At 61.6% G+C, this 26,215-nt stretch carries 21 protein-coding genes, 1 rRNA gene and 1 pseudogene; 7 read left to right on the top strand and 16 right to left on the bottom strand.

Annotated elements, in window-relative coordinates:
- Positions 1-222: 222 nt before the first annotated feature.
- Positions 223-338, top strand: a 5S ribosomal RNA gene (gene rrf, locus BMZ57_RS16835).
- 71 nt (positions 339-409) lie between these two features.
- Here the strand turns inward: rrf and BMZ57_RS29995 are convergent.
- Positions 410-532: a hypothetical protein gene (locus BMZ57_RS29995; RefSeq protein WP_258189770.1), complete on the bottom strand. Its 123-nt coding sequence runs from the start codon at positions 530-532 to the stop codon at positions 410-412.
- A 142-nt stretch (positions 533-674) separates the two neighbouring features.
- Between BMZ57_RS29995 and mrdA the strand changes: the two genes are divergently transcribed.
- Positions 675-2,567, top strand: a complete 1,893-nt coding sequence (mrdA, locus tag BMZ57_RS16830; protein ID WP_010211572.1) for a penicillin-binding protein 2 — start codon at positions 675-677, stop codon at positions 2,565-2,567.
- On the opposite strand, the gene BMZ57_RS16825 is transcribed toward mrdA, so the two are convergent.
- Entirely contained in the window at positions 2,568-2,969 is a 402-nt protein-coding gene (locus BMZ57_RS16825) for a GFA family protein (RefSeq protein ID WP_031290841.1), read from the bottom strand. It abuts the gene before it with no gap.
- Between the two features lie 98 nt (positions 2,970-3,067).
- Between BMZ57_RS16825 and BMZ57_RS16820 the strand changes: the two genes are divergently transcribed.
- Positions 3,068-3,535 carry an SRPBCC family protein gene (locus tag BMZ57_RS16820; RefSeq protein WP_010211569.1) on the top strand — a complete coding sequence of 156 codons (468 nt, stop codon included), beginning with the start codon at positions 3,068-3,070 and terminating at the stop codon, positions 3,533-3,535.
- A gap of 47 nt (positions 3,536-3,582) precedes the next feature.
- Here BMZ57_RS16820 and BMZ57_RS28925 read toward each other — a convergent pair.
- A pseudogene (locus tag BMZ57_RS28925) lies at positions 3,583-3,787 on the bottom strand (hypothetical protein); the annotation flags it as partial.
- On the bottom strand, positions 3,774-6,011 hold the full coding sequence (locus BMZ57_RS16815; RefSeq protein WP_010211568.1) for a TonB-dependent receptor: 2,238 nt from the start codon (positions 6,009-6,011) through the stop codon (positions 3,774-3,776). The gene BMZ57_RS16815 and the pseudogene BMZ57_RS28925, both read right to left, overlap by 14 nt.
- 195 nt (positions 6,012-6,206) lie before the next feature.
- On the opposite strand from BMZ57_RS16815, the gene BMZ57_RS16810 reads away from it, so the two are divergent.
- The 4 genes from BMZ57_RS16810 (at position 6,207) to BMZ57_RS16795 (ending at position 10,598) form a co-directional block, all read left to right on the top strand.
- Positions 6,207-8,564, top strand: coding sequence for a DNA polymerase II (locus BMZ57_RS16810; RefSeq protein ID WP_021492080.1), 2,358 nt, complete (start codon positions 6,207-6,209; stop codon positions 8,562-8,564).
- 70 nt (positions 8,565-8,634) lie between these two features.
- Positions 8,635-9,213 carry a GNAT family N-acetyltransferase gene (locus tag BMZ57_RS16805; RefSeq protein ID WP_069672730.1) on the top strand — a complete coding sequence of 193 codons (579 nt, stop codon included), beginning with the start codon at positions 8,635-8,637 and terminating at the stop codon, positions 9,211-9,213.
- A 12-nt stretch (positions 9,214-9,225) separates the two neighbouring features.
- Positions 9,226-9,858 (top strand): glutathione S-transferase N-terminal domain-containing protein, encoded by a 633-nt coding sequence (locus BMZ57_RS16800; protein ID WP_044286936.1) that lies wholly within the window; start codon positions 9,226-9,228, stop codon positions 9,856-9,858.
- Positions 9,859-10,022: 164 nt separating this feature from the next.
- Entirely contained in the window at positions 10,023-10,598 is a 576-nt protein-coding gene (locus BMZ57_RS16795) for a DUF4174 domain-containing protein (protein WP_010211560.1), read from the top strand.
- 26 nt (positions 10,599-10,624) lie between these two features.
- On the opposite strand, the gene BMZ57_RS16790 is transcribed toward BMZ57_RS16795, so the two are convergent.
- The 12 genes from BMZ57_RS16790 to BMZ57_RS16735 all read right to left on the bottom strand — a co-directional run bounded on the left by BMZ57_RS16790 (position 10,625) and on the right by BMZ57_RS16735 (position 26,048).
- Complete coding sequence (locus BMZ57_RS16790) at positions 10,625-11,671, bottom strand: acyltransferase family protein (protein ID WP_074900561.1); 1,047 nt, start codon at positions 11,669-11,671, stop codon at positions 10,625-10,627.
- Between the two features lie 85 nt (positions 11,672-11,756).
- Positions 11,757-13,166, bottom strand: a complete 1,410-nt coding sequence (murJ, locus tag BMZ57_RS16785; protein WP_021492076.1) for a murein biosynthesis integral membrane protein MurJ — start codon at positions 13,164-13,166, stop codon at positions 11,757-11,759.
- Complete coding sequence (locus tag BMZ57_RS16780) at positions 13,166-14,593, bottom strand: O-antigen ligase family protein (RefSeq protein WP_010211556.1); 1,428 nt, start codon at positions 14,591-14,593, stop codon at positions 13,166-13,168. The genes murJ and BMZ57_RS16780 overlap by 1 nt, the downstream gene beginning before the upstream one ends.
- Before the next feature lie 2 nt (positions 14,594-14,595).
- Positions 14,596-15,699, bottom strand: coding sequence for a glycosyltransferase family 4 protein (locus BMZ57_RS16775; RefSeq protein ID WP_045792337.1), 1,104 nt, complete (start codon positions 15,697-15,699; stop codon positions 14,596-14,598).
- The gene (locus BMZ57_RS16770) at positions 15,690-16,907 is read right to left on the bottom strand and encodes a glycosyltransferase family 4 protein (protein ID WP_044286938.1); all 1,218 of its coding nucleotides are present in this window, start codon (positions 16,905-16,907) and stop codon (positions 15,690-15,692) included. Before BMZ57_RS16770 ends, BMZ57_RS16775 begins: the two co-directional genes overlap by 10 nt.
- 8 nt (positions 16,908-16,915) lie before the next feature.
- Positions 16,916-18,244, bottom strand: coding sequence for a GH39 family glycosyl hydrolase (locus tag BMZ57_RS16765; protein ID WP_042571013.1), 1,329 nt, complete (start codon positions 18,242-18,244; stop codon positions 16,916-16,918).
- A complete protein-coding gene (locus BMZ57_RS16760) occupies positions 18,234-19,424 on the bottom strand; it encodes a glycosyltransferase (RefSeq protein ID WP_045792335.1) in 1,191 nt (396 codons plus the stop codon). The genes BMZ57_RS16765 and BMZ57_RS16760 overlap by 11 nt, the downstream gene beginning before the upstream one ends.
- Positions 19,424-21,415, bottom strand: coding sequence for a GumC family protein (locus tag BMZ57_RS16755; RefSeq protein ID WP_069672729.1), 1,992 nt, complete (start codon positions 21,413-21,415; stop codon positions 19,424-19,426). Before BMZ57_RS16755 ends, BMZ57_RS16760 begins: the two co-directional genes overlap by 1 nt.
- A gap of 14 nt (positions 21,416-21,429) precedes the next feature.
- Entirely contained in the window at positions 21,430-22,206 is a 777-nt protein-coding gene (locus BMZ57_RS16750) for a polysaccharide biosynthesis/export family protein (protein ID WP_010211550.1), read from the bottom strand.
- Positions 22,207-22,235: 29 nt separating this feature from the next.
- Positions 22,236-23,147 (bottom strand): glycosyltransferase family 2 protein, encoded by a 912-nt coding sequence (locus tag BMZ57_RS16745; RefSeq protein WP_010211549.1) that lies wholly within the window; start codon positions 23,145-23,147, stop codon positions 22,236-22,238.
- Between the two features lies 1 nt (position 23,148).
- Positions 23,149-24,609, bottom strand: coding sequence for a mannose-1-phosphate guanylyltransferase/mannose-6-phosphate isomerase (locus BMZ57_RS16740; RefSeq protein WP_021492068.1), 1,461 nt, complete (start codon positions 24,607-24,609; stop codon positions 23,149-23,151).
- Positions 24,609-26,048 carry an undecaprenyl-phosphate glucose phosphotransferase gene (locus BMZ57_RS16735; RefSeq protein WP_010211547.1) on the bottom strand — a complete coding sequence of 480 codons (1,440 nt, stop codon included), beginning with the start codon at positions 26,046-26,048 and terminating at the stop codon, positions 24,609-24,611. Before BMZ57_RS16735 ends, BMZ57_RS16740 begins: the two co-directional genes overlap by 1 nt.
- Positions 26,049-26,215 lie beyond the last annotated feature (167 nt).

The raw sequence follows: 26,215 nt of genomic DNA, 5'->3' as shown, positions 1-26,215 counted from the left end.
GTTGGGTGTGTAAGCGCTGTGAGGCGTTGAGCTAACCAATACTAATTGCCCGTGAGGCTTGACCATATAACACCCAAGCAATTTGACTACTCTAACGAGCATCAGATTGCGGTGTGTGAAGATGATACGAACCGAAAGTTCGATATCTCACAAAACACCGATCTGTCACATACCCAATTTGCTGAAGCGAGGCCATTAGGTCACGACTCAGTACCCGAATTTCTTGACGACCATAGAGCATTGGAACCACCTGATCCCATCCCGAACTCAGCAGTGAAACGATGCATCGCCGATGGTAGTGTGGGGTTTCCCCATGTGAGAGTAGGTCATCGTCAAGATTAAATTCCGAAACCCCATTTGCGAAAGCAGATGGGGTTTTGTTTTGGGCGGTCGAAAAGTACGTAGAGACTCATTGCCGTGCGCTGCTGGTCAACACCGTCACCGATAACAGACCATTGAAGCGCCACTCCTCATGAATCCCCTCTTTTTGCATCCCGACCAGCGCACGCTCTTCCTCTACGACTTTCCTCATAAAAGCGGCTCATGAACCTGCCGTTGGGCAAATGGATACAAAGTGTTTCCGCATTTTTGGTATGGTGCAGCACATTTTCACAAGGACTGATCTTTCAACCGCAGGAAGCGGCGTCGACCTTCTTCAACGAGATGCTGTAGAAATGCCTGAACCTATACCGATCAAGGATCACGAAAAAGAAAACCGCTTGGTCAACAAACGCCTGCTTGCCTGCGCGCTGTTGGTTATTGGCATCACCTGCGCCCTGGTGGCACGCATGTACTTCCTGCAGGTCGTACAGTTCGACTACCACTCCACTATTTCCGAGAACAACCGCGTCCACGTACTGCCTATTACGCCGACGCGTGGGTTGATCTATGACCGCAACGGCGTCGTGCTGGCTGACAACCGTCCCAGCTACAACCTGACCATCACCCGTGAACGCACCACCGACCTCAAGGGGGAGTTGGACGCCATCGTCAGTTTGCTGCACTTGCCGGCAGAAGACCGTGCTGTATTCGACAAGGCACTGAAGCAAGCGCGGCACCCCTTCGTTCCTGTGACATTGTTTTATGAGCTGACCGAAGAGCAGATCGCGCTGCTGGCCGTGAATGAGTTTCGCCTACCGGGTGTGGACGTAGAACCGCAATTCGTTCGTCACTACCCCCTGGGCGCTCACTTTGCCCATTCCATCGGTTACGTAGGGCGGATCAACGAGAAAGAATCCAAAGCCCTCGACTCGGTGGAGTACCGGGGCACCCAGTCTATCGGCAAGACCGGGATCGAGCGCTTCTACGAGTCTGAATTGCATGGCCACGTAGGCTATGAAGAGGTCGAGACCAATGCCCAGGGCCGCGTACTGCGTGTGCTCAAGCACACCGATCCGATTCCGGGAAAAAACATTGTCCTTAGCCTCGACGTTCACCTCCAGGAAGCCGCAGAAGAGGCCTTGGGTGATCGACGCGGTTCGGTGGTTGCCCTCGACCCGCAGACCGGTGAAGTGCTGGCCATGGTCAGTAAGCCAAGCTTCGATCCGAACCTGTTCGTCACCGGTATCAGCTTCAAGGAATACGCCGCCCTGCATGACTCCATCGATCGGCCGCTGTTCAACCGCGTCCTCAGGGGCCTCTACGCGCCAGGCTCGACCATCAAGCCGGAGGTCGCCATCGCCGGCCTGGACAGTGGCGTCGTCACCGCCCAGACCCGCGTGTTCGACCCGGGTTACTACCAACTGCCGGACTTCGATCACAAATACCGCAACTGGAACCACAGCGGCGACGGCTGGGTAGACATGGACGCCGCCATCATGCGCTCCAACGACACCTACTTTTACGACCTAGCCCACAAGCTCGGCATCGATCGCCTGCACGACTACCTGGCTGAGTTCGGCCTGGGTCAGAAAGTGTCGCTGGATATGTTCGAAGAGTCAGCCGGCCTGATGCCCTCCCAGGCCTGGAAGCGCGCCACCCGCCGGCAACCCTGGTTCCCGGGTGAAACCGTGATCCTCGGCATTGGCCAGGGCTATATGCAGGTCACACCGCTGCAATTGGCCCAAGCCACAGCGCTGATCGCCAACAAGGGCGTGTGGAATCGGCCTCACTTGGCCAAGACCATCAATGGCGTGCCTCCCGTGGATGAAAACCCGATGCCCAACGTCGTCCTCAAGGACCCGCGTGATTGGGAGCAGGTCAACCACGGCATGCAACTGGTGATGCACGACCCACGCGGCATTGCCCGCGCTGCCGCACAAGGTGCGCAATACCGCATCGCCGGCAAGAGTGGTACGGCACAAGTGGTCGCGATCAAGCAGGGTGAGCGTTACAACCGTGAAAAGACCCTGGAACGCCACCGCGACAACGCCTTGTTCGTCGGTTTCGCTCCAGCCGAACATCCGAAGATCGTGATTTCGGTGATGATCGAAAACGGCGAGGCCGGCGGTCGTGTTGCAGGACCGGTAGTGCGCCAGATCATGGACGCCTGGTTACTCGACCAAGAAGGTCACCTGAAGCCGCAGTACGCGACCCCGGCTAAAGCACCCGGAGACCCGAAGGTCTAATCAGGTTTGCCACCCGTCCCACTGCTCTACACCTTCATAGGCAAGCCAGGGCACCGCATGGGATGTCCAGATATGCGCGGTGGGCCTGACGCCTGGATCATCATCCAGCGTCGCCACCCGCACAATGACGTGAGGTTGGTGCCCGCGCTCCGCCATCAGGTGCGAACCGCAGCGCGAACAGAAATGCCTGAACTTGCCTGGCGACGATTCGAATGACGCCAGCAGTGCTTCGCCCTGGGTCCAGCGAAAGTGTTCACGCATCACGCCCGCCGTCGCCACAAATGCTGCCGCATGCACCTTGCGACAGCTGTCGCAGTGGCAGTGGCTGATGGGCATGTCGAGGCCGTCCACTTGGTAGCGCACGCCTTTACAGAAGCAACTTCCATTCAACGGGTCAGTCATAACGTATAGCCGGTTCAAGGATGGGGTCATCATGATTGCTTACAACCCAAGGTTGCGCATTATTTGATGTCGCCTACTGTCAATGGAGGAGGTGACTTATGCACGTATTAGATCGCATCGAACGAAAAGTCCTGCTCAACGCTTCACGTAAACAGGTGTGGGAAGCCCTCACCGATGCCGAGCAATTCGGCAGTTGGTTTGGTATCGCCCTCAGCGGCAAAAGCTTTGTTGCCGGGCAAACCCTTGAGGCGCCGATCACTTATCCCGGTTACGAGCATGTGATCTGGAAGGCCAGAATCGAACGCATCCTGCCGCAAACACTGTTCTCGTTCCGGTGGCACCCCTTCGCGGTGGAAGAGGGCGTCGACTACGACCAGGAAACCCCGACACTGGTGGAGTTCACCATTGAGGACCGAGCACCGGGCATTCTACTGCGGGTGGTCGAGTCGGGGTTTGACGCAGTGCCTGAGGCACGGCGGCAGAAAGCCTTCAAGATGAATTCCCGTGGCTGGGATGAGCAGATGGGCAACATCGAAACTTACCTGAGCCAAGCCCGTCAAGCTTGACCGCAATGGGCATCATGCTTGATGCCCACTTTTCTAACCTATTCAGCCTTCACCTGCACCTCACCGCCTTCGGCACCTGCCAGCACTACCTGATGCTTGGCCGCATCCACCGCCAATACCTTTGTGGTGACTTCATCGGCCTCAACGGATTTTGACCGGCGGATATCGACAGCGTGGGCGACGAGGTTGGGCGGACAGAAGCGCGGCCAGGGCAACCGCCTGACGCAGGCAACGGTGATCAGAAGTCCACAGTCGCCGACAGCTTGGCGACACGTGGATCGCCCTGGCTGAGGAAACCGCCCTGGGCTGATTCCCAGTACTTCTCGTTGGCAACGTTTTCCACGGTGGCACCGAGGGTGACATCCCGCTGAGCCACCTTGAAGTTGTAGCGTGCGCCTATGTCGAAGCGGTTCCACGCTGGCAGGCTCAGGTTATTGGCGGCGTCGGCATACTGGCCACCGGTGCGCAGCATGCGGCCGTTGAGCGTCACGCCCTGCAGGCCAGGCACATCCCAATCCACGTTGGCATTGAGCTGGAACGAAGGCACGCCGATCGCGCGGTTACCGTCGTTGGCACCGTTTTGCGTGTCCTTGAGCTCGGTCTTCATGACTGTCACACCGCCCAGCAAGCGCAGGCCGCTAACCGGTTCGCCAAACACGTTCAGCTCCACGCCTTTGTTGATCTGCTGGCCCTCTCGCACGTAGCGCGCTGTCGTAGCATCAATGACCTGTACGTAGCCGGCTCCAGGCTGTTCGATGCGGTACACACCCAACGTCGCCCCATAGGTGCCCATGTCGACTTTTACCCCGGCTTCAATCTGCTTGGAGCGTGCCGGTGCATAGGGCTGGCCTCCGCCAATAACAGTCCTGTTCCCGGAGTTGACAGGGGAAGTCGGACCTTGGGCCAAGCCTTCAATCCTGTTCGCGTAGAAGGACACATGTTCCCAGGGTTTGAAGACGAGGCCGTAGACCGGCGTAGTGATCGACTCGTCATAATTGGCCGTGCGGGTACCGCTCATGTAGTTGTAACCCTGCACAACGATCTGCTGGCGGCGTGCACCGACCGTCACCAACAGGCGGTCGTCGAAGAACCCCAGGGTGTCGGACACTGCCGTACTGCGCACAAAGGTCTTGGCCGTGATGGTCGGGTCGCTGAAATCGGTGCCAGGGGTATTGCGTGGATTATTCAGGGCCGGTGGCGCTCCCGTCACAGGGTTGTAGATGTTGGTTAGGGTGCGTGGGGTGGCGAACACATAGGCATTGCGCGCCTGGGTCCAGATGCCGGCCAGGCCGAAGTTGAGACGATGGCTCACAGGGCCGGTCTGGAATTTGCCATTCAGGCCACCCATCAAGCTGCTGTTGTCTTCCTCATGCGCGATGGTCGAACCGCTGGCGGTTGCATTGCCAAGGTTATCGGTCAGCGTCACCGACGAGTACTGCCCCATTTCACGGGTGTGCTTGGCCCCGCCTGCCGCATAAACCGTCCAGTTGTCGTTCAAGTCGTACTCGGCGCGCAGCATGCCCAGGGTGTCTTCAAGGTTGGTGTTGCTCCAGCTCGGCGCGTAGTTGGTGTCAGCCGACGGTGCATCCGGGATATGGGTGGCCGTGCCCAGGAACACCGAGTTGCGCCCGCCGTTGATGCGTTGCTTCTGATACACAAAGTCACTGGACAGGCGCAACGCATCGCCGCGGTAATCCAGGCCGACCGCAAACAGTTTCGAGCGCTGGTTTTCATCATCGATGCCGGTATCGCCTTCGCGCTGGGACAGGTTTACCCGCGCGCCAAAACGGTTGTCTTCACCGAATCGCTGGCCTATGTCCAAGTGCTCGCCCACTCGGCCATCGCTGCTGATATCGGTGCTGAAGCGACGCAGCGGGACGTCGTCGGCGCGCTTGGGTTGCAGGTTCACACCACCGCCGATCCCCGAACCGCCTGGCGTTACGCCGTTGATAAAGGCATTGGGTCCCTTGAACACTTCCACGCGCTCCAAGGCGTCAGTGGAGATGATCTGGCGCGGCAGGATGCCGTACAGGCCGTTGAAGGAAATGTCGTCACCGTTCAGCGGCAGGCCACGGATCATGAAGGTCTGCGCCTGGTTGGCAAAACCTGACGCCTGGCGCACGGACGAATCATTGAGCAGCACATCACCGACAGTTTCGGCCTGCTGGTCGCGAATCAACTTTTCGGTGTAGGAGGCCATGCTGAACGGCACATCCATGATGTCCTGGTTACCCAGCACACCCAACTGACCGCCGCGTGCCACCTGGCCGCCAGCGTATACCGGAGGCAGGGCGTTTGGAGCGGGCGCTTCGGCGTTGATGCTGGTGGCGCCCAGTTCCAGTGTGTTGCCATCCTGACGGTTGTTCGCATCCTCCGGAGTGGCGGGTGTTGCGGCGTGGGCTGTGAGGCTCATGGAGCAGCAAAGGGCGAGCAGGGTAGGGCGAAATGGCACAGCAAAGGTGGCACGGATGGGCATGGTCGATCCTGACGGCGAACCGTTATGTGAGGAAAAGGGCAACAGCGTTGCGCGTCCTCACTGCGCGGATACGACTCCGTCGCGAATGATAGTAATTATTATTAACGTCTTGCAACAAATTTATGAGATTCAGGTCTGCGCGCGCGGATGCCGAGTAGAATCACGCCCTGAAAGCGATTCCTGAGGTGCGGTACGGTGGATTTACAGCAGGGTTTTGTCCTGACCCGGCATTGGCGAGATACCCCGGCGGGTACGGAGGTCAGCTTCTGGCTGGCCACCGACCAAGGCCCGAGGTTTGTCCGTCTACCCGTGCAGACGTCGGTGATGTTCATCCCCGAGGCCCATCGCAAGCCGTTGGATTGGCTGCTCAAGGGCGAGCGCGACATCGAATTGCGCCCGTTGCAGCTCTGCGATTTTCATCATCGCCCCGTGCTGGGCCTGTATACGCGCCAGCACCGCCAAGCGATGGACGTGGAAAAACGCCTGCGCGCTGCCGGGGTTGATGTCTACGAAGGCGACGTGCGCCCACCCGAGCGCTACATGATGGAGCGCTTCATCACCGCACCGGTGTGGTTCGGCGGCACACCGGACGCCACCGGCGTGCTCTGTGACGCGCAGATGAAGCCCGCGCCCGACTACCGCCCGCCGCTTAAGCTGGTGTCCCTCGACATCGAGACCACCGCCCAGGGCGATCTCTACTCCATCGCCCTCGAAGGCTGCGGCGAGCGCCAGGTGTACATGCTCGGCCCGCCGAACAAACCCGCCGCCGTGGACTTCAAGCTCGACTACTGCGACACCCGCGCCCAACTGCTCGAACGCCTCAATCAATGGCTCGCCCTGCACGACCCCGACGCGATCATCGGCTGGAACGTGGTGCAATTCGACCTGCGCGTGCTCCACGAACATGCCCAGCGCCTCAATGTGCCGCTCATGCTTGGGCGGGGTGAAGAACCCATGGCCTGGCGCGAACACGGCAGCCGCAACCATTACTTTGCGGCGGCGGCGGGGCGCTTGATCATCGATGGCATCGAAGCCCTGCGTTCGGCCACCTGGAGCTTCGAATCCTTCAGCCTGGAAAACGTCGCGCAAACTCTGCTGGGCGAGGGCAAGGACATCTCCACGCCGTACCAGCGCATGGACGAAATCAACCGCATGTTCGCCGAGGACAAGCCCGCGCTGGCGCGCTACAACCTCAAGGACTGCGAACTGGTCACGCGGATTTTCGAGAAAACCGAACTGCTCAAGTTCCTGTTGGAGCGCGCCAGCGTCACCGGCTTGCCGGCCGACCGCAACGGTGGCTCCGTCGCTGCGTTCACCCATTTGTATATGCCGCTGATGCACCGCCAGGGTTTCGTCGCGCCGAACCTGGGCGATAAACCGCCCCAGGCCAGCCCCGGCGGTTTTGTCATGGACTCACGCCCAGGCCTCTACGAATCAGTGCTGGTGCTCGATTACAAAAGCCTTTACCCGTCGATCATCCGCAGTTTCCTGATCGACCCGGTGGGCCTGATCGAAGGCCTCAAGCACCCCGACGACAGCGAGTCCGTGGAAGGCTTTCGCGGCGCACGTTTCTCTCGCACCCGGCATTGCCTGCCGTCCATCGTCGCGCGGGTCTCCGAAGGCCGTGAAGTGGCCAAGCGTGAACACAATGCCCCGCTGTCCCAGGCCCTGAAAATCATCATGAACGCCTTCTATGGCGTACTCGGTTCCAGTGGCTGCCGCTTCTTCGATACGCGGTTGGCCTCGTCGATTACGATGCGTGGCCACCAGATCATGCGCCAGACCCGCGAGCTGGTCGAAGCCCAAGGTTATGAGGTGATCTACGGCGACACCGACTCGACTTTTGTCTGGCTCGGCAGTGCACACGGCCAGGAGGACGCGGGGCGCATCGGCCGGGCGTTGGTGCAGCACGTCAACGACTGGTGGCGCGAGCACCTGCAAACGGCATTCGGGCTGCAAAGCGCGCTGGAATTGCAGTATGAAACCCACTTCACCCGCTTCCTCATGCCGACCATCCGGGGCGCAGAGGAGGGCAGCAAAAAACGCTACGCCGGGCTGGTTGTGCACAGCGATGGCCGTGAAGAAATGGTCTACAAAGGCCTGGAAACCGTGCGCAGCGACTGGTCGCCCCTGGCGCGCCGATTCCAGCAGGAACTCTACCAGCGCATCTTCCATCGCCAGCCCCACCAGGATTACATCCGCGACTATGTGCGCCGTACCCTCAGCGGCGAATTCGATGAGTTGCTGATCTACCGCAAACGCCTGCGCCGTCAGCTGGACGACTACGAGCGCAACGTGCCGCCCCATGTCCGCGCCGCGCGCCTGGCCGATGAGTACAACGATCGCATGAACCGCCCGCGCCAGTACCAGCGCGGTGGCTGGATCAGTTACGTGATCAGCGTCAACGGCCCGGAACCGCTGGAAGTGCGGCACGCGCCCATCGACTACGACCACTACGTCACCCGGCAACTGCAGCCGGTGGCGGATGCGATCCTGCCGTTCGTGAATGACGATTTCAGCACCCTGGTGGGCGGTCAGATGGGCCTGTTTTAAAACGCTTGATTCGTCCGGGTGGGAGCCTGCACTCTCTGTCACTGATGACCACCCAGACGGCGCTTGCACCATGACCCTGATCACTCTGACCGGAACCACGGTCGAACTCTTGCCGCTGCAAAGGGAACACAAGACCGCCTTGCTCGAAGCCGCAGCCGATGGCGAATTGTGGAACCTCAAGGTCACCAACGTACCGGGCCCGGACACCGTCGATAAGTACATCGACACCGCCCTGGCAGGGCGTGACGCCGGCAGCATGATCCCGTTTACCTTGGTGCGTCGTGATGACGGCCAGGTGGTGGGTAGCACGCGGTTCTGGAAGGTCGACCGGATCAATCGCAAGCTGGAAATCGGCCATACCTGGCTGGCGCTGTCCACGCAGAAAAGCGCGATCAACACCGAAGCAAAGCTGCTGTTGCTGACCTACGCGTTCGAAGTGCTCGACTGCGTGCGCGTGCAATTCACCACCGACGAACTCAACGAAAAATCCCGCGCCGCGATCCTGCGGCTCGGCGCCGTGCAGGAAGGCATTGTGCGCCACGAACGCATCATGCCCGACGGGCGCAAGCGCAACTCGGTGCGCTTCAGCATCATCGACTCGGAATGGCCGCAGGTGAAGGCCAACTTGCAGGCCAAACTGCAACGCTAGGAGGAAAAGCCCATGTACACCCTTTATGGCATCGACGAATCCGGCTCCTGCATGATCGAAGTCGCCCTACAGCGCTGTGCGGTGCCGTGGCGACGGGTGGACGCGGCCTCCTGGGCAGAGGGTGAGGGCAGTGATGAGCTGGCCCGGATCAACCCGCTCAAGCAGGTACCCACCCTGATCACCCCCGATGGCCAGGTGTTGACGGAAAGCGCCGCGATCCTGATCCACCTGGGCTTGGAATATCCCGCCTCGGAGCTGCTGGCCGGCGACCGCGCGCAGATCATTCGCGGCCTTGTGTACATCGCGGCCAACTGCTATTCGGCGATCGGCATCATTGACTACCCGCAACGCTGGCTCGGCGACGTCAACGAAACCGTACAGGCGCAGCTGGTGACAGGCACTCGACGATACTTGCACCAGGCCTGGGTGGTGTTTGCCGATCAGTTCGATGGGCAGTTGTTCGCCCCGAACGGCGCGCCGAACGCGTTGGGCGTGATGGCGGCGGCGGTGTCGCGTTGGGATGAAGCGCGGGAGGTGTTGAACGGTCTGGCGCCGGGCTTTGCCCAAAGCCTGGCGCAAGTGGATGCCGACCCTGTCGTCGCCCCCGTATTTGCGCGGCATTGGCCCGCGTGGAAGGTCTCATGATGTTTCCGAAATCAGTGGAAACAATGACAGGTGCGCCCACCAAACCCTTGCGTAGCGGGCGTCTTGTCCTACGCTTTCGTAACGTGGTGTAGGAATCATCCTTGAATTTGACTGTCGCAGACATGAAACTCAAGAACCCTGCATGGAATACAAAGGAGGTGCGCATGCTCATCCGGTCGCTGACCCTGGCTACCTTGATGGCTTTTACGGGGCCGCTGTTGGCTGCTGATGATATCAACCCGCTCAAGCAAGACTTGGGCAAGGCCCGGCCGCTGGTAGTGGTAGAGCTTGATTCTGGCAACGACACCTTGGCGACCCTCAAGAAACAGTTGGACGAGCCTGCGACCAAGCAGTCTTTCGAAGAACGCAGCATGGTGTTCTACACCGTGAAGTTTGGCAGCATCGGCGCCGAAGGCGAGAAGTTCGCCAAGGACCCCAAGGACAATAAAAAGCTCACGCCCCCGGAAACCAACGCACTGATCCGTGCCCTCAAACTGGGTGCCGGCAGTGGCACCAAAGTGATACTGGTGGGCAAGGACGGCGAGAAGAAAGTCGAGAAGACCGTGCCACCGGATACCCTCGACTTGAAGGAATTCTTCACTGCCATCGACCAGATGCCGATGGCCGAGAAAGAAACCGCCGCCGCCCCGGAGCCTGAACCTGCGGCCCCTGCGCCAGCCAAGGGCGCCAAGCCTGCCAAACATGGCAGCAAGCCTGCACCGCAACAGCTGGATGACTGAACCCAAGACCCTGTAGGCATGAGTGCCTACAGGGTTTTTTGTGGTTTTCGCACCGGAAACGGAAAGTAGAAAAAACGCAGGAACGCCACCCGCTTGATCACTTCCCCGATCAACAACGGCGCCACCACCGCCACCACAAAACCGATGCAGGCCGCGACAAACGCGTGCAGCCCCAGGCGCTCCATCAGGTCGAAGGTCTTGTGCTGGATTTCACCATGGAAGATCAGCAGGATCAGGGTGTTCTGGCCGATGTAGGTCATAGCCCGCGTGACCCAGGCCGAGACCATCAGCACCTTTGCCAGCGCCCAGCACGCGTATACACCGATCACGGCGGGCAGGGTGGTCCATAACCAGTGGTCGTAGCGCCGCTGCGCCAGGTCCATGGTGTCCCAGGTGAAGGTGAATACTGCGATAAACAGCGCGACGGAGACCACCAGCGTCAGCCAGGAGCCCGAGTGGGCGCGCAGCCAGTCGCGCAGCAGGTAGCCGACAATGAAGTAGGTGCTGCTGATCAGCGTGATATCCAGGCTGAACGGCAGGCCCGGCAGGACCCAGGTGTGCCCGCCCAGCGTGACCGGCAGTTGCCAGAACCAGGGCAGCATCCACACGCCCACGATCAATTGCAGCGTGACCAGTGCGCAACTCAGCAACAGCGACAGCTTCAGGCGCTGGATCAGCCGCAGCATCAGCCAACTGAACAGGATCGCCACCCAGAAGTGCGGCAGAAACCACAGCGCCTGCCATGGGATGGTGTCCACCGAGGCATACAGCACGCCGCCGATATCCGGCAGCAGCGGCTGGCCCCGCAGGAGGCTGCGCACGATCACGTAGATAAGCATGGTGAAGAAAAACGGCTTGAGCAGGCCGTCGGCCTTGCGCACCGCCATCTCCACGAAGGGCTGCTCAGGCTTGAAAAACACCCCGGACAAAAAGAAAAACAGCGGCAGGATGAACGACGCCAACACCGGATACAGCAGGTCCGGCGAGGTGGCGACGAACCAACTGTGGGCGAATACGATCACCAGGATGCCAATGCCCTTGGCAATGTCCATTTGAATCCAACGATGTTTCACCTGAACCCCTCCCTCTAAAAAAAACACCGCCCTTGTAGGAGCTGGCTTGCCAGCGAAAATCGTCAACGGGAATGCGCGGCATGAGTCATGCCTTGCGCCACGGCTTCAACCACAGCCCCATGCCCAGCAACACCACTGCACCGGCCAGGGTGCTCAGCCCCAGTTGCAGCCACACGCCTTCAATCCGAAACAGCGCCAACGCCGCCACACCCATCAGCACGGCACTGAGCAGCCAGCTCCGAGCCCAGGGCAGGGCGCTGAGCAAGGCCTGGCGTTGCATCAGCAGCAGCGCGGTGCAGATCACCCCGGCCAGCGCCGCCAACGGAATGCCTGCCAGGCCAAACACAAACGGCAGGACGCCCAGCAACAGCACATTGACCAGGCTGCCGAGCAGTTCGCAGCGCAGCGGCTGGCGCGTATCCCCGGCCGCGTAGGCATAACGCGCGAGCAAGGCGTTCCAGGCGCCGAATACCAGCGGCACGGCAAACCACGCCAGCAGCAGCGGCAACGGCGAGTCCAGCGATTGCGCGGGCAGCAGCAACGCCACCAGGCTCGGGGCCGCCGCCACCAGGCCGACACCGGCGGGCAGAGTCAGCACGCTGGCGGTTTCCAGGCCGCGCTTGAGCAGGGCCAGGCGCTCATCGCCCTGACGACGGCTCATCATGCCCAGCAACACCTGGTTGAGGCTCATCAGCGCAATCAGCGGCAGGTTCATCAGCTTGCGCGCCAGGTTGACCCAGGTCACCGCGCCTTCACCCAACAGCGATGCCACCAGCCGTTCAATCAGCGCCAGGCCCTGGCTGGCGCCGTTGCTCAGTAACAATGGACCGATGCGCTGCCCCAATTCCCGCAGCGGCGCCCACGGCAATTGCCAGCACCACGGCCGCCAGCCCTGGCGCCACATCGATGGCAGTAGCGCCAACGGCATCAACAAGCTGCCGGCCAGGCAGGCCAGGGCCAGGGCGTGCGGTTGGGTGGCGGTGCCGGCGAGGGCGAGGTAGGTCACCGGTGGCAAATTGAACAATAACGAACCCAAGCCAGCCAGCACGAAACGTTCACTGGCCTGCAACGGGATGCTAAACAGTGCGTGCAGCATCAACCCCGGCACGCACCAGGCGACGATCTGCAAGTTACTGCTGGCGAGCGCCGTGGCACTCGCCGCCAGGCCTGGCCCGAGCAGTTGCACCAGCCACGGCGCCAGCAGCGTCAGCAACAGGCTGGTGACCAGGGCGATCAGCAACAGTGCGGGGAACAACGCGGCCAACCAGCCCAACCGCTCGTCGTCCTTGCGCGCCAGATACAGCGGCAGCGCCGCGGCACTCAGCACGCCGCCGGCCAATGACATGCGCAGCGCCTCCGGCAAAAACAGTGCGATCAGGAATGCATCACTGCGTTCGCCCGCGCCCCAGGCCGCCACCAGCAGCCATTCACGGGCAAAGCCCAGGCACAGGCCCAGCAGCGTCGCCAGTGTCAGCCAGGCGGCGGAGCCCAGCATCAGGGCTGTGCGCCATCAAGCACGGGTTTGCCGAACACCACACGTTTCACCTGGGGCAGGCGTGCCGGAAACAGTCGACGTGCCTCCAATACGTTGATGCCGACCATCAGCCAGAACAGCGCGACCATCACCACCGCAAAGCTGAAGTAGTGGTCGAACAGGCCGCTGACCAGCGCCGAGAGAATTCCGGCTGTGGTGCCCAGCCACAGCGCGTTGTCCTTGGTCAGGCGGATCGGGCCGCTTTCCGGGCGGGCTTCACGCCACCAGCGCACGGTGACCGCGATAAAGAACAGCATGCCGACGATGCCGGTCTTGTAGATGTAGTTCAGCCACAGGTTGGAGATGCCCAGCAAGGGCGTGCCAGGCACGGGCGGATCGACCTTGAAGCCGATACCGAACGGGTACGACACCATCGCCTGCGGAAACATGCGGTACTCGTCGAAACGCACTTCGGTACTGGCGTTGCTCGAAGAAAAAATCGTCGCCAGGCGTTCCTGCAGCGGTGGATAAGCCATCACCAGCACGGCGGTCAGCGCCGCGCCGATCATCAGCAGACGTCCGGTGTAGGGCACCCGGCGCGTGGCCATCCATAGCAGCACCAGCGCCAGGCTGACCATTGCCCCACGGCTACTCGCCAACAGCAAGGCCGCCGCGCCCAGGCACGCCACGCCCAGTCCCAGTGCGCGTTTCCAGCCTTGTTCGGTCATGCCGAAACAAAACGCCAGGGGCAGCAGCAGCGCCATGATTCCGCCGATGGCATTCGGGTGCATCCACGGCGAGCCCATCCGCGAAGACATGGCTTCCAGGCCGAATTTCAGCATGTCGAAGTTGCCGTAATTGAACAGTGCCAGCACCGGCGCAATGCCGGCTCCGGAGCGTGTGCGCACGAACACCGCAATCGACAGCATCAGCATCGCCAGGCTGCCCAGCAGCAGGGCGATCACCAGGGACTCGCGGTGCTTGTGGTCCACCAGCAACTTGGCGCAGAGGAACACCCCCGACAAGTTCAGCAACCAACGCAGCCAGTTGGCCACGCCGCTGCTGTCGGCGTGGATGGTGACCTGACCGACAATGAAGGGGAACACGCTGAACACCATCAGCCACAACAGCATCTGGTCGGTCGGGCGCCGGGTGAGGCTCGGCGTATCCGGCAGGCGTACCAGGAAGTTTTGCCAGAGCACCGCGCCCCAGGTCATCGCCAGGATAGCTTCGCTGACGGTACTGCGAATGCCCAGGTTAACCGTGGAATAGGGCATGAACGTGGCAACCAGGGCAAACAGCAGCAGGCCCCAGAACGGAAAGCGTAGGATGGTCACCGCGCCGGCCAGGCCGATCACCGCGAGGAACGCCTTGGCCGGTGACAGCAGCAGGGCGGCGGCGCCAAACAGGAGGCCGAAGAGGATGGCGACGAGGCTGGGCAGGTTCACTCTCACTTCAATTCCTCGATCAGTTCGGCCAGGCGTCGGCGGTAGGCTTGATGGTTGAAGCGTTGCGCCCATTGCCGGCGTTGCTCGGGTGATTCTTCTTCCGCGCGATCGCCGAGGCTGAGCATCAATTGCGTCAGCGCCGGACCATCGGTGGGCGAAAAACGCGGTGCCGAGGGCGGGGTGATTTCATCCAACGAGGTACCGCTGGCCACCGCCACCGGGGTGCCGACGCTCAGCGCTTCGATCACTGGCAGGCCGAAGCCTTCGGCATAGGAAGGCTGCCATAGGCGCGAAGCCTGGCGATAAAGCGCATGCAACTCGGCATCCGACACACCGCTGAGCGCACGAATGCCCGGCAGGGTGCGCTGGGCCTCGGGCAAATGGTCGAGGCTGCCCACCAGTACCAACTCCGGCACGGCGGGGGACTGGCGTCGCGCCTGCTGCCAGGCGTCTACCAGGAACGGCACGTTCTTGCGCAACTCGCGGGTGCCCACCAGCAACCAATAGCGTTCAGGCAATTGGCGTGCACTGAGATCCGCTGCCTGTTCGGAAAAGGCATCGACCTGGTTGGGCAACACCCGAATCTTGCCCGCCGCCTTGGGAAACAACCGCGCGGTTTCATCGGCGCTGTACTGCGACGGCGTCCACACCCGATCGGCGCTGTGCACCGCGTAGGCAATCGACAGGCGATCACTGGTCTTGTAGATCAGCGCCTTCAGACGGTTGGCGTGATAGTTGTCGAGGGTGATTTGGAACAGGTCGTGCAACAGCACCACCGTACGCAGCCCCTTCGGGTGGGGCGGCAATGGCAGGCCCATGTTGAAGGTGCTGATGTACAGGTCGATATGCTGCTCACGCAACGCACGCGGCAAAAAGCCGGCCTCGAAACGCAGGCGATTGTGTGGCTGGTGCATGGCGGTTTTAGCGCAGCCCCAGGCCGGGCAATGGGCCCGCAAGCGGGTTTCATCGCCCAAGGGAGCCACAGTGAACCGCTCAAGCTCGATGCCCGGCAGGCCGTGCAGGGCACTTTCCAGTGCGTACACCTGGCGGCTGATGCCCGATTGCGGCGAGGTGCCGACGGTGCGGTAATCCAGGCCTACACGCATGCGGGCTCCTTTTGATTCAGGGGCGAAAGGCTGGCGTACACCTTTTCCAACTGGCTGGCGGCGACGCTCCAGTCGTGGGCGCGGCGCACATAGGCGCGGGCGGCTTCGCCCATGGCCGCGGCGGCATCGGGAAATTGCAGCAGGCGCACCACGGCGTCCGCCAGGCTCACAGCGGTCTGCCCGCCGAGGTAGTCCAGGCCTTCCACCAGGTCCAACCCGGACACGCCTTGTTCGGTACTTGCCAATGGCAGGCCCGCGGCCAACGCTTCCAGCACTTTGAGCTTGGAACCACCACCATGGCGCAACGGCGCCAGAAACACCGAGCAGCTCGACTGCAGTTTCAGCAGGTTGGGCACAAACCCTTGCCATTCAATGCGCGGGTCCGGCCAGCGCTCACGCCAACTGTCCGGCATGCCGAAGCCACACACACTCATTCGCGCCTGCGGGCAACGCTCCCAGACCTTGGGCAGGATTTCGTCCAGGGCCCATTCGATGGCGTCCACGTTGGGCGCGTATTCGTAGTTGCCGAGGAACAGCACGCGGTGGGTCGACGGGTCAGGTCGGGCGGCGGCGAAGTGATCGCAATCCACGCCATTGACCACCACTGACACCGGTTTGCCGGCGATGGGTTCCAGGACCTGGGCGTCGCTGTCGGTCACCGCCACCACTTGGGTGGCCTGGCGCATCACGCGCCGTTCCCAGCGGGTGTAACGCCATTGGTCATAGCGAATGAACGGCAGCGACCAACCCGGCAAGCGGTCGTAAGTGGCCGCGCCTAGGGCCGATTCGACGTTGTGTTCGGTCAGCACGAACGGCTGGGATTTGCGCGCCAGCGCCTCTTCATAGGGCTGGAAGCTATAGGTGTGCTCGATCTGCACCACATCCCAATGCTCGTTGAGCAGTTGGTTGAACCGGTCCTGCAACGCGCCCGACAAGCCATTCACGCTCGCCAGCAGCGGGTAGGGCGCAAACAGCCCGGCGAGCAGGGTCTTCACGCTGCGCAGAGGGCGACGCGGCAGGATGATCAGTTGTTCGAGAAACGCCTCCAGCACCTGGCGGTCGGTGAGCGACACCGGATGTTTGTCATGCAGCAGCAAGGTGATCCGATGCCCACGCGCGGACAGGCTGCGCAGCAGGTGGAACTGGCGCGTCTTGCCGCCGCTGGTGGCGGGCCAGGGTGAGTAGGGCAGGATCCATAAAATGCGCATGGCAGGCCTCACTCCCATAACAGAATTTGCAGGTTCGACTTGACCGGAACGGTCAGGCCATTGGTGCCGCTTACCGGGGTTTGTGTGCCGTGCAGCGGGTCGTACAGGGTGGCGCTGGCCAAGCCCGGCAGGTGCGCGTTGCCGCCCTTGGCGGACCAGAAGAACCACAGCTTGCGCCCATCGGTGCGGGTCCAGCCGATGCTGAACAGGCCATCGGGCAGCGCGTCGGCAGCAGGCGGATCACCCGGCGTGAGCTTCGGCCCGCTGACATCAAGGAAGTTCTTCAGTGCGGTGTAGACCGGCTTGGGGTTGGTGTCGATATCCAGCAAGCCATAGGAGCGGTCACGCACGCTGGCGCGCTGGTCGAGGTCGCTCAAGGTGAACAGGAAAATCTTGTCGTAATCCATCGCGCTCATCAGCGCCAGGCGACGAACCACGTAGTCGGCCTGGGCCTGAGGGGTGATGAGGTCCTGGGCGTCTTTTGGCCCCTTATACGTCGACCAGCCCCACTCGGTGCTCCACAAGGTTTGCACGCCACCGTTGCGCAGGGCCTGGTTGAGCTGGGTGGATTTGGCGATGAAGTCCAGGTTGGCCGGGTCGTTGCCTTCGGGCAATTGGGTGTAGGGGTGGTAGGAGATGATGGTGTTCAGACTGGCCACGCCCAGCGCGCCCAAGGCGTCGAACATGGTCTGGCCGTTGGGCATTTCACTGAAGAACGCCATGCCGGCGGCGACCACCGGTTTGTTCGGGTTCACGGCGCGTAACGCGTTGGTGGTAACGGTCAGAAGATTCGCGTAGCCGGCAGGATCCGCCACCGGGCGCCAGAAACCGATCAAGTTCGGTTCATTCCAGACTTGCCAGGCATCCACGCTGGGGTAGCGCTGTGAGAGCAGCGCCATGCGGTTGGCGAACACGTTGGGATCTTGCGGCGGGTACTGGTCCGGGTACTGCGACATCGGTGGCGCGCTGGTGATAAAGCGTGCCGACCCGACTAAGTAAAACACCGACTTGATCTGGTTCTGTTGCAGCTTGCCCACCAGCTCATCGAGGGTGGCGAGCTTGTACTGGTTCTGCGCGGTTTCCAGCTGATCCCAGTGCAGATCCAGGCGCACCCACTCCAGGCCCAGGGCCTTGAGGCGGTCGATCTGCTTCTGGTAGCGCTCGGGGCTGAACCACAGAAACTGCGCATTCACCCCCAGGAAATCCTTCCACACCACTTCCTTGGTGCCCTTGAGTACATGGCTTTCGGCATCCGCTTGGCGTCCCCACAAGAATGCGGTCAAGCCCAGGGCTGCAACCACCGCAAAGGTGGCGAGGTAAGTGCGTTTACGCGCCATAAGGGGCTCCGGTGATGGCCTGCTCGAAGAGCTGCTTGAACTTCTGCGCGGTCAACGGCCATAGGCGTTCGCGGCCGATTTCCCCGGCCCGCTCGGCCCAATCCCGCGCCAGCAGTGGCGTGCGTGCCAAGCGCAGTAGCTGTTCGCCGAGCGCGGCCACATCCCCTTCGGGGTAGATCGCGCCGTTGCCGCTGGCGACTTCCTCGGCAAACGCACGCGCGTCGGAGGTGATTGCGCCGCGCCCACAGGCGGTGGCCCAGGACAGCGCGCCACTGGTGCCGCGCTGGCGTCCGAGCAGGCCGAGTTTTTTCGATTCGCGATACGGCAGCACCATCACATGGTGGGCCTGAATGGTCTGGGCGATTTCATCGGCCGGCAGGTTCAGGCGCCAGTCGATTGCGTCGGTCAGCCCTAATTCCGCGATCTGGGCATTCAACTGCTCCAGGTAGTTGCCGCCCGCGCCGAACGCCATTTCCGCCGCAGTGCCGCCGGCCAAGGTCAGGCGCACGCGGTCGCGCAAGTGAGGGGCTTGCTTGAACACATTCGCCAGGGCCTGCACCAGGTCTTCAATACCTTTGCCGCGGTAGATAAAGCCGAAATACAGCAGGCGCAGGGTGTCCAGCGACGGCAATGCTGCCGGTGCAATCGCCAGGTTGGCATGGTTGATCACCGCGACTTTGCCGGCCGGCAGTTGCATGCGTTGGGTCAAGCAGTCGGCGCCCAGTCGGGTGAGGGTCACCAGCCGGGTCAGTCCCTTGGCCACCTGGCGTTCTTCGCGCAGGGTCAGCGGGTCGGCCAGCACCACCGCCGCCTGCGGCAATGGGCTGGGCAGACGCGCCATCAGGTTCAGTGGAAACGGCAACTGTTCACGTCGCCACACGATGCGCTCCGGGTCATGCACGGTGGCCGTCAGTGGCAACTGCGGGTAAGCCTTGCGCAGTTCACGCAAGGCCAGGAATTCCCCGAGCCGCCCGCCGCCCAGCTCAGCGTGCACCAAGTCGACGGATTGCCAGTCGAAAGCTGCGATGGCTTGCTTGATCGCCTCGGAGTTGCCCGCGACCCCGGCCAACGGCGTCAGCACCGTCACACCGAGGTGTTCCAGTGCCGTGCGGAAATGGTTCGCGTAGTCGGCGATCCCGTTCTTTTCCGGCGGCAAGGGCGCGAGCAGGGCGATACGCATCAGAACGCTCCCCGGTATTTACCGATGGTCTGCAACACCTTGCCCGGCACTTCGAACTTGCGACGGTTGATGATGATGCCGTCCACCTTGCCAAACGCCGTGTTGAGGATCGACAGCGCATGCTCCACCACCGGCACGGTACTTTTGCGGGCTTCCACCACCAGGCCGATCAGGTCGGCGCGGCGCAGGTTGATGAAGGCTTCGCGGTTATCCAGCAGGGCCGAGGCGTCGAGCAACACCACTTCACCCGGTGCGGCGGCTTCCACCCCGCCGACCCGCACATTGATGCCGTTTTCATGCAGCAGCTGGCGCAGTTGCTCCACCACAAAGGTCACCCCTTCGCCATGGCGCGCCGAGGTCAGGCCCAGGGTCACGCCGTGCTCGGCAATGCGGTCGGGCTGCAGCAGACTGTACAAGCGGTAGATGCTCGCATTGAACGCGTTGGTACTTTGCGCGGTGGAGGTGTCCAGCTCCGGCAGGGTGGTCCACAGTGGCAAGCCGAACTTGCGTTCCACCAGGCCACCGTCGTGAATCCGCTGGTCGAGCAGGTAGCACAAGTAGATCACCAGCAGGCCGACCACGATGGCAAACGGAATCGCCAACACCAGCATCACCAGGGTTTTCGGGAAGATGCGGCCCGGGTTCAGGGTGGCCTCTTCGATCACGGCGATGTTGCTGATCTGGCTATTATCCAGCTCGCGGTCGATGCGGGATTTTTCCAGGTTATCCACGTACAGCGCGTAGTTGCGCTCGGTGGTGTTCAGCTCGCGGGAGAGGCGGGCCAGCTCCGGCTCAATCTCCAGGGCCTCCTTGCGTTGGGCTTCCAGGGTCAGCAGTTGTTTCTGCTGTTGAACCAGCTGGGTTCGCAGCGCCTGGTTGTTGCTGGTTTCATCCAGCAACACGCGCTGCAAGTGAATTTCCAAGGTGTTTGGCGCACGGTTCTCTGACGCTTGCACCGTGTTGCTCTCGTTGTTGACCTGCATCTGCATTGCCCGAATCGACGCGTCCAGGGCTTTGACCGGCGGCGCGTTGTCGGTGTAGGTGCGCATCATGTCGGCCTTTTCCAGCAGCTTCTGGTTGAGCAGGCGACGCAAATCCTGCTGCTGCGGGTTCAGTGCGATCTGGCGCACTGTGGTGACTTCCTTGGGTTGGCCCTTGAGCTGAGTACGTGTGCTCTGGATCGCACTGTCGGACGAAGCGATCAGCCGCGTGGTGTTGAAGGTCTCGCCGCGCAGCACGTTGATGCGCTCGGACAAGTCTTCCAGGCGGTCGGTGATGCTCGCGGCGCCGATCTTGTTCAGGTGGGTGAGGATCTGTTCCTTGTAGCTCTTGATCTCGGTCGCGCTGTTGGCCACCTGGCCTTCATAGAACGCGTACAGGCTCTTGCGGCCCAGGGCCTCGGTGCGCTCGTTGATGTAGGTCTCGACCCAATCCTTGACCACCGCCTGGGCGATTTCCGGGTCGCTCCACTTGAAGCTGATGTCCATCACCGTGGAACCGGCAGCGTGGCTCACCTCGAAGTTCTTCTCCAGGCCGGCAGCCAGACGTTCGACCGGGGTGGTTTTTTCGACGATACCGACGGTTTCCATGATCACGCGCACGCCGTCTAACACCGCACCCACGCCGCTCTTGATGTAGTACTTGGTGCGCTTCCAGAAACCCTCCGGCGGCGGTGCGTTTTCGATCACTTCCAGGTAATGCTCAGCCACCGCGCGCACGATGGGCCGGCCGGTGAGCAGGCGCTCCTCGTCGACAATCGGGTCACGCTGGGTGCTGGGCATCACCAGCGCCTGGCGGTTGCTGATCTCGATGGGCAAGGTCGAATCGCGCCCAGGTTTCACCAACAGCCGCGCGGTGGACTCGTACTTGGCCGGCAGCAGGAACGCCCCCAGCAGGATGATCACCAGCGCGGCAATCGCCGCCAGTTTGAACTCACGCCGGAAGATGAAGAACAAGCGCAGAAGATCACGAAAAGAACGGATCTCGATCATGGGATGTCGCTCCTTTAGTTATTGCCGCCGCTGGTTCGGGTGTAGTTGTAGCCAACCCCAATGGACTTGGTGAACGGGATCAGTTGGTTCATGTAGGTATCGACCCCTTGGATGCGCTCGCCCACGTTGGATTTGGGCACGAACACCACATCGCCGCGTTGCAGGTGCACGGGTTTGCGGCCGTTGGGGCCGGTCTTGAGTAACTGGCTGAAGTCCAGGAAGTACGCGCGATATGCACCCTGGGCGTCTTCGCGCAGCAGGGCGACCATGCTCGCGTTGCCCGCCGGGCTGACCCCGCCGGCACCAATGATGGCTTGTTCCAGGGTGTTGGCCGTGCCGAGTTGCACCGCCGTCGGGTTGTTCACCGCGCCGCCGACGATGATCGAGCTGCCCGGCGCCTGGTTGATGTTCACGGTCACGCGCGGTTCGCGGTAGATGGGCGCGAGTTTGCTGGTCAACTCTGTGGCCAGTTCCGAAGGCTGGCGTCCGGCGACCTGGACCGGTCCCAGGAACGGGTAGTTGATCTTGCCGTCGGTCTGCACCGTGTACAGCGTCAGCTCATAGATGGTGCTGACGTTGAACGCCGACAGCGTCGGCATCTCGCCGGCATCGCGCACGATGCGCAACTGGTCGCCGATGCGGATGCGTTCCACCGCCGGCGGCAGTTGGGCAAGCTGGTCGAGGGCGCGTTTGCCTTCCTCGACGGTTTTGTCGTCGGGCGGGACGATGCGTGCCGGCGTATTGCAGGCGGCCAAGGCCATCATGGCCACGACAAGCAGGGTTCGTTTCATCAAGGGGGACTTCCTGTAGGGCATGATGCTCACCTCCAATAACCGGGAAACATGCTGATGCGCCGCTTGAGGGCGAGGGGGAGGCGACGCTCCAGATGGCCCAGCCGGTAGCCGAGCAGTTTGAACGCACTGCGTACCAATACTTCGGGGGCGCGGTACAAGGCACCGGCTTTGCGCAAGGCCGCGAGTTCGGCCAGCACATAGCGCTTGCCTTCGCCTCCCGCGTCGCCAAAGGCCTGCTTGATCCACGGTTCGCGACCGTAGAACACGCCAATATCGAAGTAACGGTGAAACTCATCCAAGAGCTTGTAATCGTGGGAGTGATGCACCAGCGCCGTGGCGGCGTAGCGCACCTTGTAGCCTTCGAGCAGCATGCGCGCCGCCACATAGGCGTCTTCGCTGCCGATCACATCCGCCGGAAAACCGCCCACCGCTTGCAGCACACTGCGCCGGTACACGGAAAACGAGTCGGAACTGAAGCAGGTCTTGATCCCCAGCTCCGGCGCATCGGCCAGGCTCTTGCTGCGGCTCTGTTCGGGGTAGTTGAAGTGCCGCGATTGTGCACCCAGCACACCCGCATCGGGGTGGGGTAACTGGCGGCCGTACGCCACGCCGTTGAGCGGGTCCTGCTGCAATTCGGCGAGCAGATTGGCGAAGGTCTCGGGGGTGGCGGGAATCGCGTCCTGGGTCATCACGATCAGCGCGTCGCCGGACACTTGTTCGCTGGCCCAGCGCCGCGTGCCGCCGTGGTTGAAGTCACGCGCGTCGATCACCTCGACCCGTGCGCCGAACTCGCGAAAGCGCGCCACCGTGTCATCGCTGGAGGCGCTGTCCACCACCAGCATCTCGTCAGGTTGCAGGGTTTGCATGCGCAGCGCCGGCAGTAGACGCGCCAAGTGGCTGGAGGCGTTGCGGGTCGGGATAATCAGTGACGTGCGCATGTTATTTCTTCACGTCTGCCGGGGCGCGCCCGTAGATGTCGTCGAAGCGCACAATGTCGTCCTCGCCGAGGTACTCGCCGCTCTGCACCTCAATCATCACTAGGTCAATGATGCCGGGGTTGGTCAGGCGGTGTTTGTGCCCGGCCGGAATGTAGGTGGACTCGTTGGCGTTGATCAGGAATTCGCGCTCGCCGTTAGTAATTTGCGCCGCGCCGCTGACCACCACCCAGTGTTCGCTGCGATGGTGGTGCATCTGCAGTGACAGCGATGCCTGAGGCTTGACCACGATGCGCTTGATCTTGAAACGGCTGCTTTCCTCCAGCACGGTGTAGGTGCCCCACGGCCGGGTGACGGTGCGGTGCAAGCTGTACGCCGGATGGTTTTGACGCTTGAGCTCGGCGACGATGTAGCGCACATCCTGGCTGCGGTGGGCGTCGGCGATCAGCAGGGCATCCGGGGTGTCGACGATAATCAGATCACGCACACCCACGGCGCCAAGTACACGCTTGGGCGAGTCGATGTAGCAGTTGTGCACGTCATGCAGAATCGCTTCGCCATTGACCTGATTGCCATGGGCGTCGCTCGGGGTGAGCTGGCGCAGGGCTTCCCAGGAACCGATATCGCTCCAGCCAATATCGCAGGGGACCACGGCGACTTGCGTGGACTTCTCCATCAGCGCCACGTCGATGGAAATATCCGGCGCACTGCCAAAGGCCTCCGAGTCCAGTTCACGCTGGCGCGAGGTCTTGTTCTGCAGACTCTGGCTGTGGTCCAGAGCGGCACGCGCAGCCTCCAGCACGTCAGGTGCATGAGTGGCGAGTTCGTCCACCAGGGTGCTGGCCTTGAAGCAGAACATGCCGGCGTTCCACAGGTGCTTGCCGCCATCCAGGTAGGCCTGGGCAGTGGCCAGGTCGGGTTTTTCCACAAAGCGTTTGACCCGGTTGCCCGTGCCCAGCCGTTCACCTTGTTCGATATAGCCAAAGCCGGTTTCCGGCTGGTCCGGCTGGATGCCGAAAGTCACCAGGTAGCCGGCTTCGGCCAGGTCCCGGGCCTGGGTCACGGCCTCGGCGAACGTCACTTCATTGAGGATCAAATGGTCGGCAGGCATCACCAGCAATTGCGCCTCACCCCCGAAATGTTCCTGCACATGCAGCGCCGCCACGGCGATCGCCGCCGCGGTGTTGCGACCGAACGGCTCCAGCAGCAGGTCCAGGGGCAGGTGGGCCTTGTTGACCAGGCGATAGTCATCCAGGGTGCGGAACAGCAGGTCACGGTTAGTCACTGTTAACACGCTTTCCACGCCGGGCAATTTGGCGGCGCGCTGGAAGGTTTTCTGCAGCAGGCTCTGGCCGTCGCGCATGCGCATGAACGGCTTGGGCATGTTCTGCCGAGACACCGGCCACAGCCGAGTGCCCGAACCACCGGAAATGATGCAGGGAATTAATCCGTTGAGTGTGTTCATCAATAGACTTCCTTGGTGGAAAGGACGGCCGGGACCGTCATGAAAACGATGTACAAGTCAAACCACACCGACCACTTGGAGATGTACTCCAAGTCGTACTCGACACGTTTCTGGATCTTGAACAGGGTGTCGGTCTCACCCCGGTAACCATTGATCTGCGCCCAGCCGGTAATGCCCGGCTTGACCCGGTGCCGGGAGCTGTACTCGCTCACCGCCACCTCGAAGGGAACCCCGGCCGCCTTGGTGGCGGTGGCATGCGGACGCGGGCCGACCATGGACATGTTGCCCAGCAGCACGTTGAACAGTTGCGGCAGCTCGTCGATGCTGGTCTTGCGGATGATGCGGCCCACGCGGGTGATGCGCGGGTCTTCGCGAGTGGTCTGGCGTTCGGCGGTGAAGTCGCTCTGGTCGGTGTACATCGAGCGGAACTTGAACACGCGAATTTCATTGTCGTTGTAGCCATAGCGGTTCTGGCGAAACAACACCGGGCCCTTGGAGTCGAGCTTGATGGCAATCGCCGTTGCCAGCATCACCGGCGACAGCGCCACCAACGCCAGGCTGGCCAGCAGCAAATCCTCACAGCGCTTGATCACCGGCGACCAGCCACGCAGCGGCAACTGCGAGGTGTTGAACATCAGGATGCCGCCCACGTCGGTGATTTTGCTGTGGCCGTAGCGCAGGGCGGCCATGTCCGGCACCAGCACGACGTTCACCGACAACTGCCGCAGGCGGTTGACCAGGCCGTGAATGCGTTGTTCGGCAGCCCAGGGCAGGCAGATCATCACCTGGTTGACCTGCTCGGCGCGGATCAGTTTTTCCAGGTCGCGGGTGTTGCCCAGCAGGGGCAGGTTGCTCAGCTCCTTGGGAATGCGTTCGGTGCGGTCATCGATGAAGCCGACCAGGCCGGAACGAATATCGCCGTTGCGCTGCAAATGATCGGCGACATGCACCGCGGTGTCGGTAAAGCCCAGGATCACCGTACGTTGCAGGTATTTGCCGGCACGCATCAGCCGGCGGTACAGGCGCAGCATTACCAGGCGTTCAAGACAAAACAGCCCCAGGCTGACGATGTACCACGTCACCAGGTTGCGTGGGGTCAATTGCGGGAAGAACTGCAGAATCTGGTACATGAACAGCAGGATGCAAAAAGCCGCCGTCCAGGCCTTGATCTTGGTTTTCAGGCGCAGCCGGTTGCTGAACAATTCTTCGGAATAGATGCCCAGGGCCTGGAACAGAATAATGGTCAGGACCGCGAAAAACACCAGCAGGCCCAGGAAGTGGGCGCGCAGCTCAGGGTCTATCGGGTCCAGGAAGAGTACCAGGACCAGTGGAGGCAAAATGGCCGTCAGGCCATGGATCAACTTGACGAAAACAACAAAGAACTCAACAAAACCGGCGCGCGTTAAAAACAAACTGTCGACAGACGACTTCTCTCGCATAAAAACATCCCTCATTGCACTCCAGACTTCGCTGTTTGATTGTTTGTTCAATAAAGCAGCAGGCTGCTTTAGCGCGCTGGACAAACTGGCTACTCTGGGTAATACGCAACTTTTCATTGCAAATGCAGCTATCCATTTGAATGGATTTTGCAGGGTAGTGACTGGGG

The organism is Pseudomonas simiae (assembly GCF_900111895.1).
Classification (GTDB): Bacteria; Pseudomonadota; Gammaproteobacteria; order Pseudomonadales; family Pseudomonadaceae; genus Aquipseudomonas; species Aquipseudomonas simiae.
Note: the sequence above shows the minus strand (reverse complement) of the source record. Positions and strands in the feature narration are given on the sequence as shown.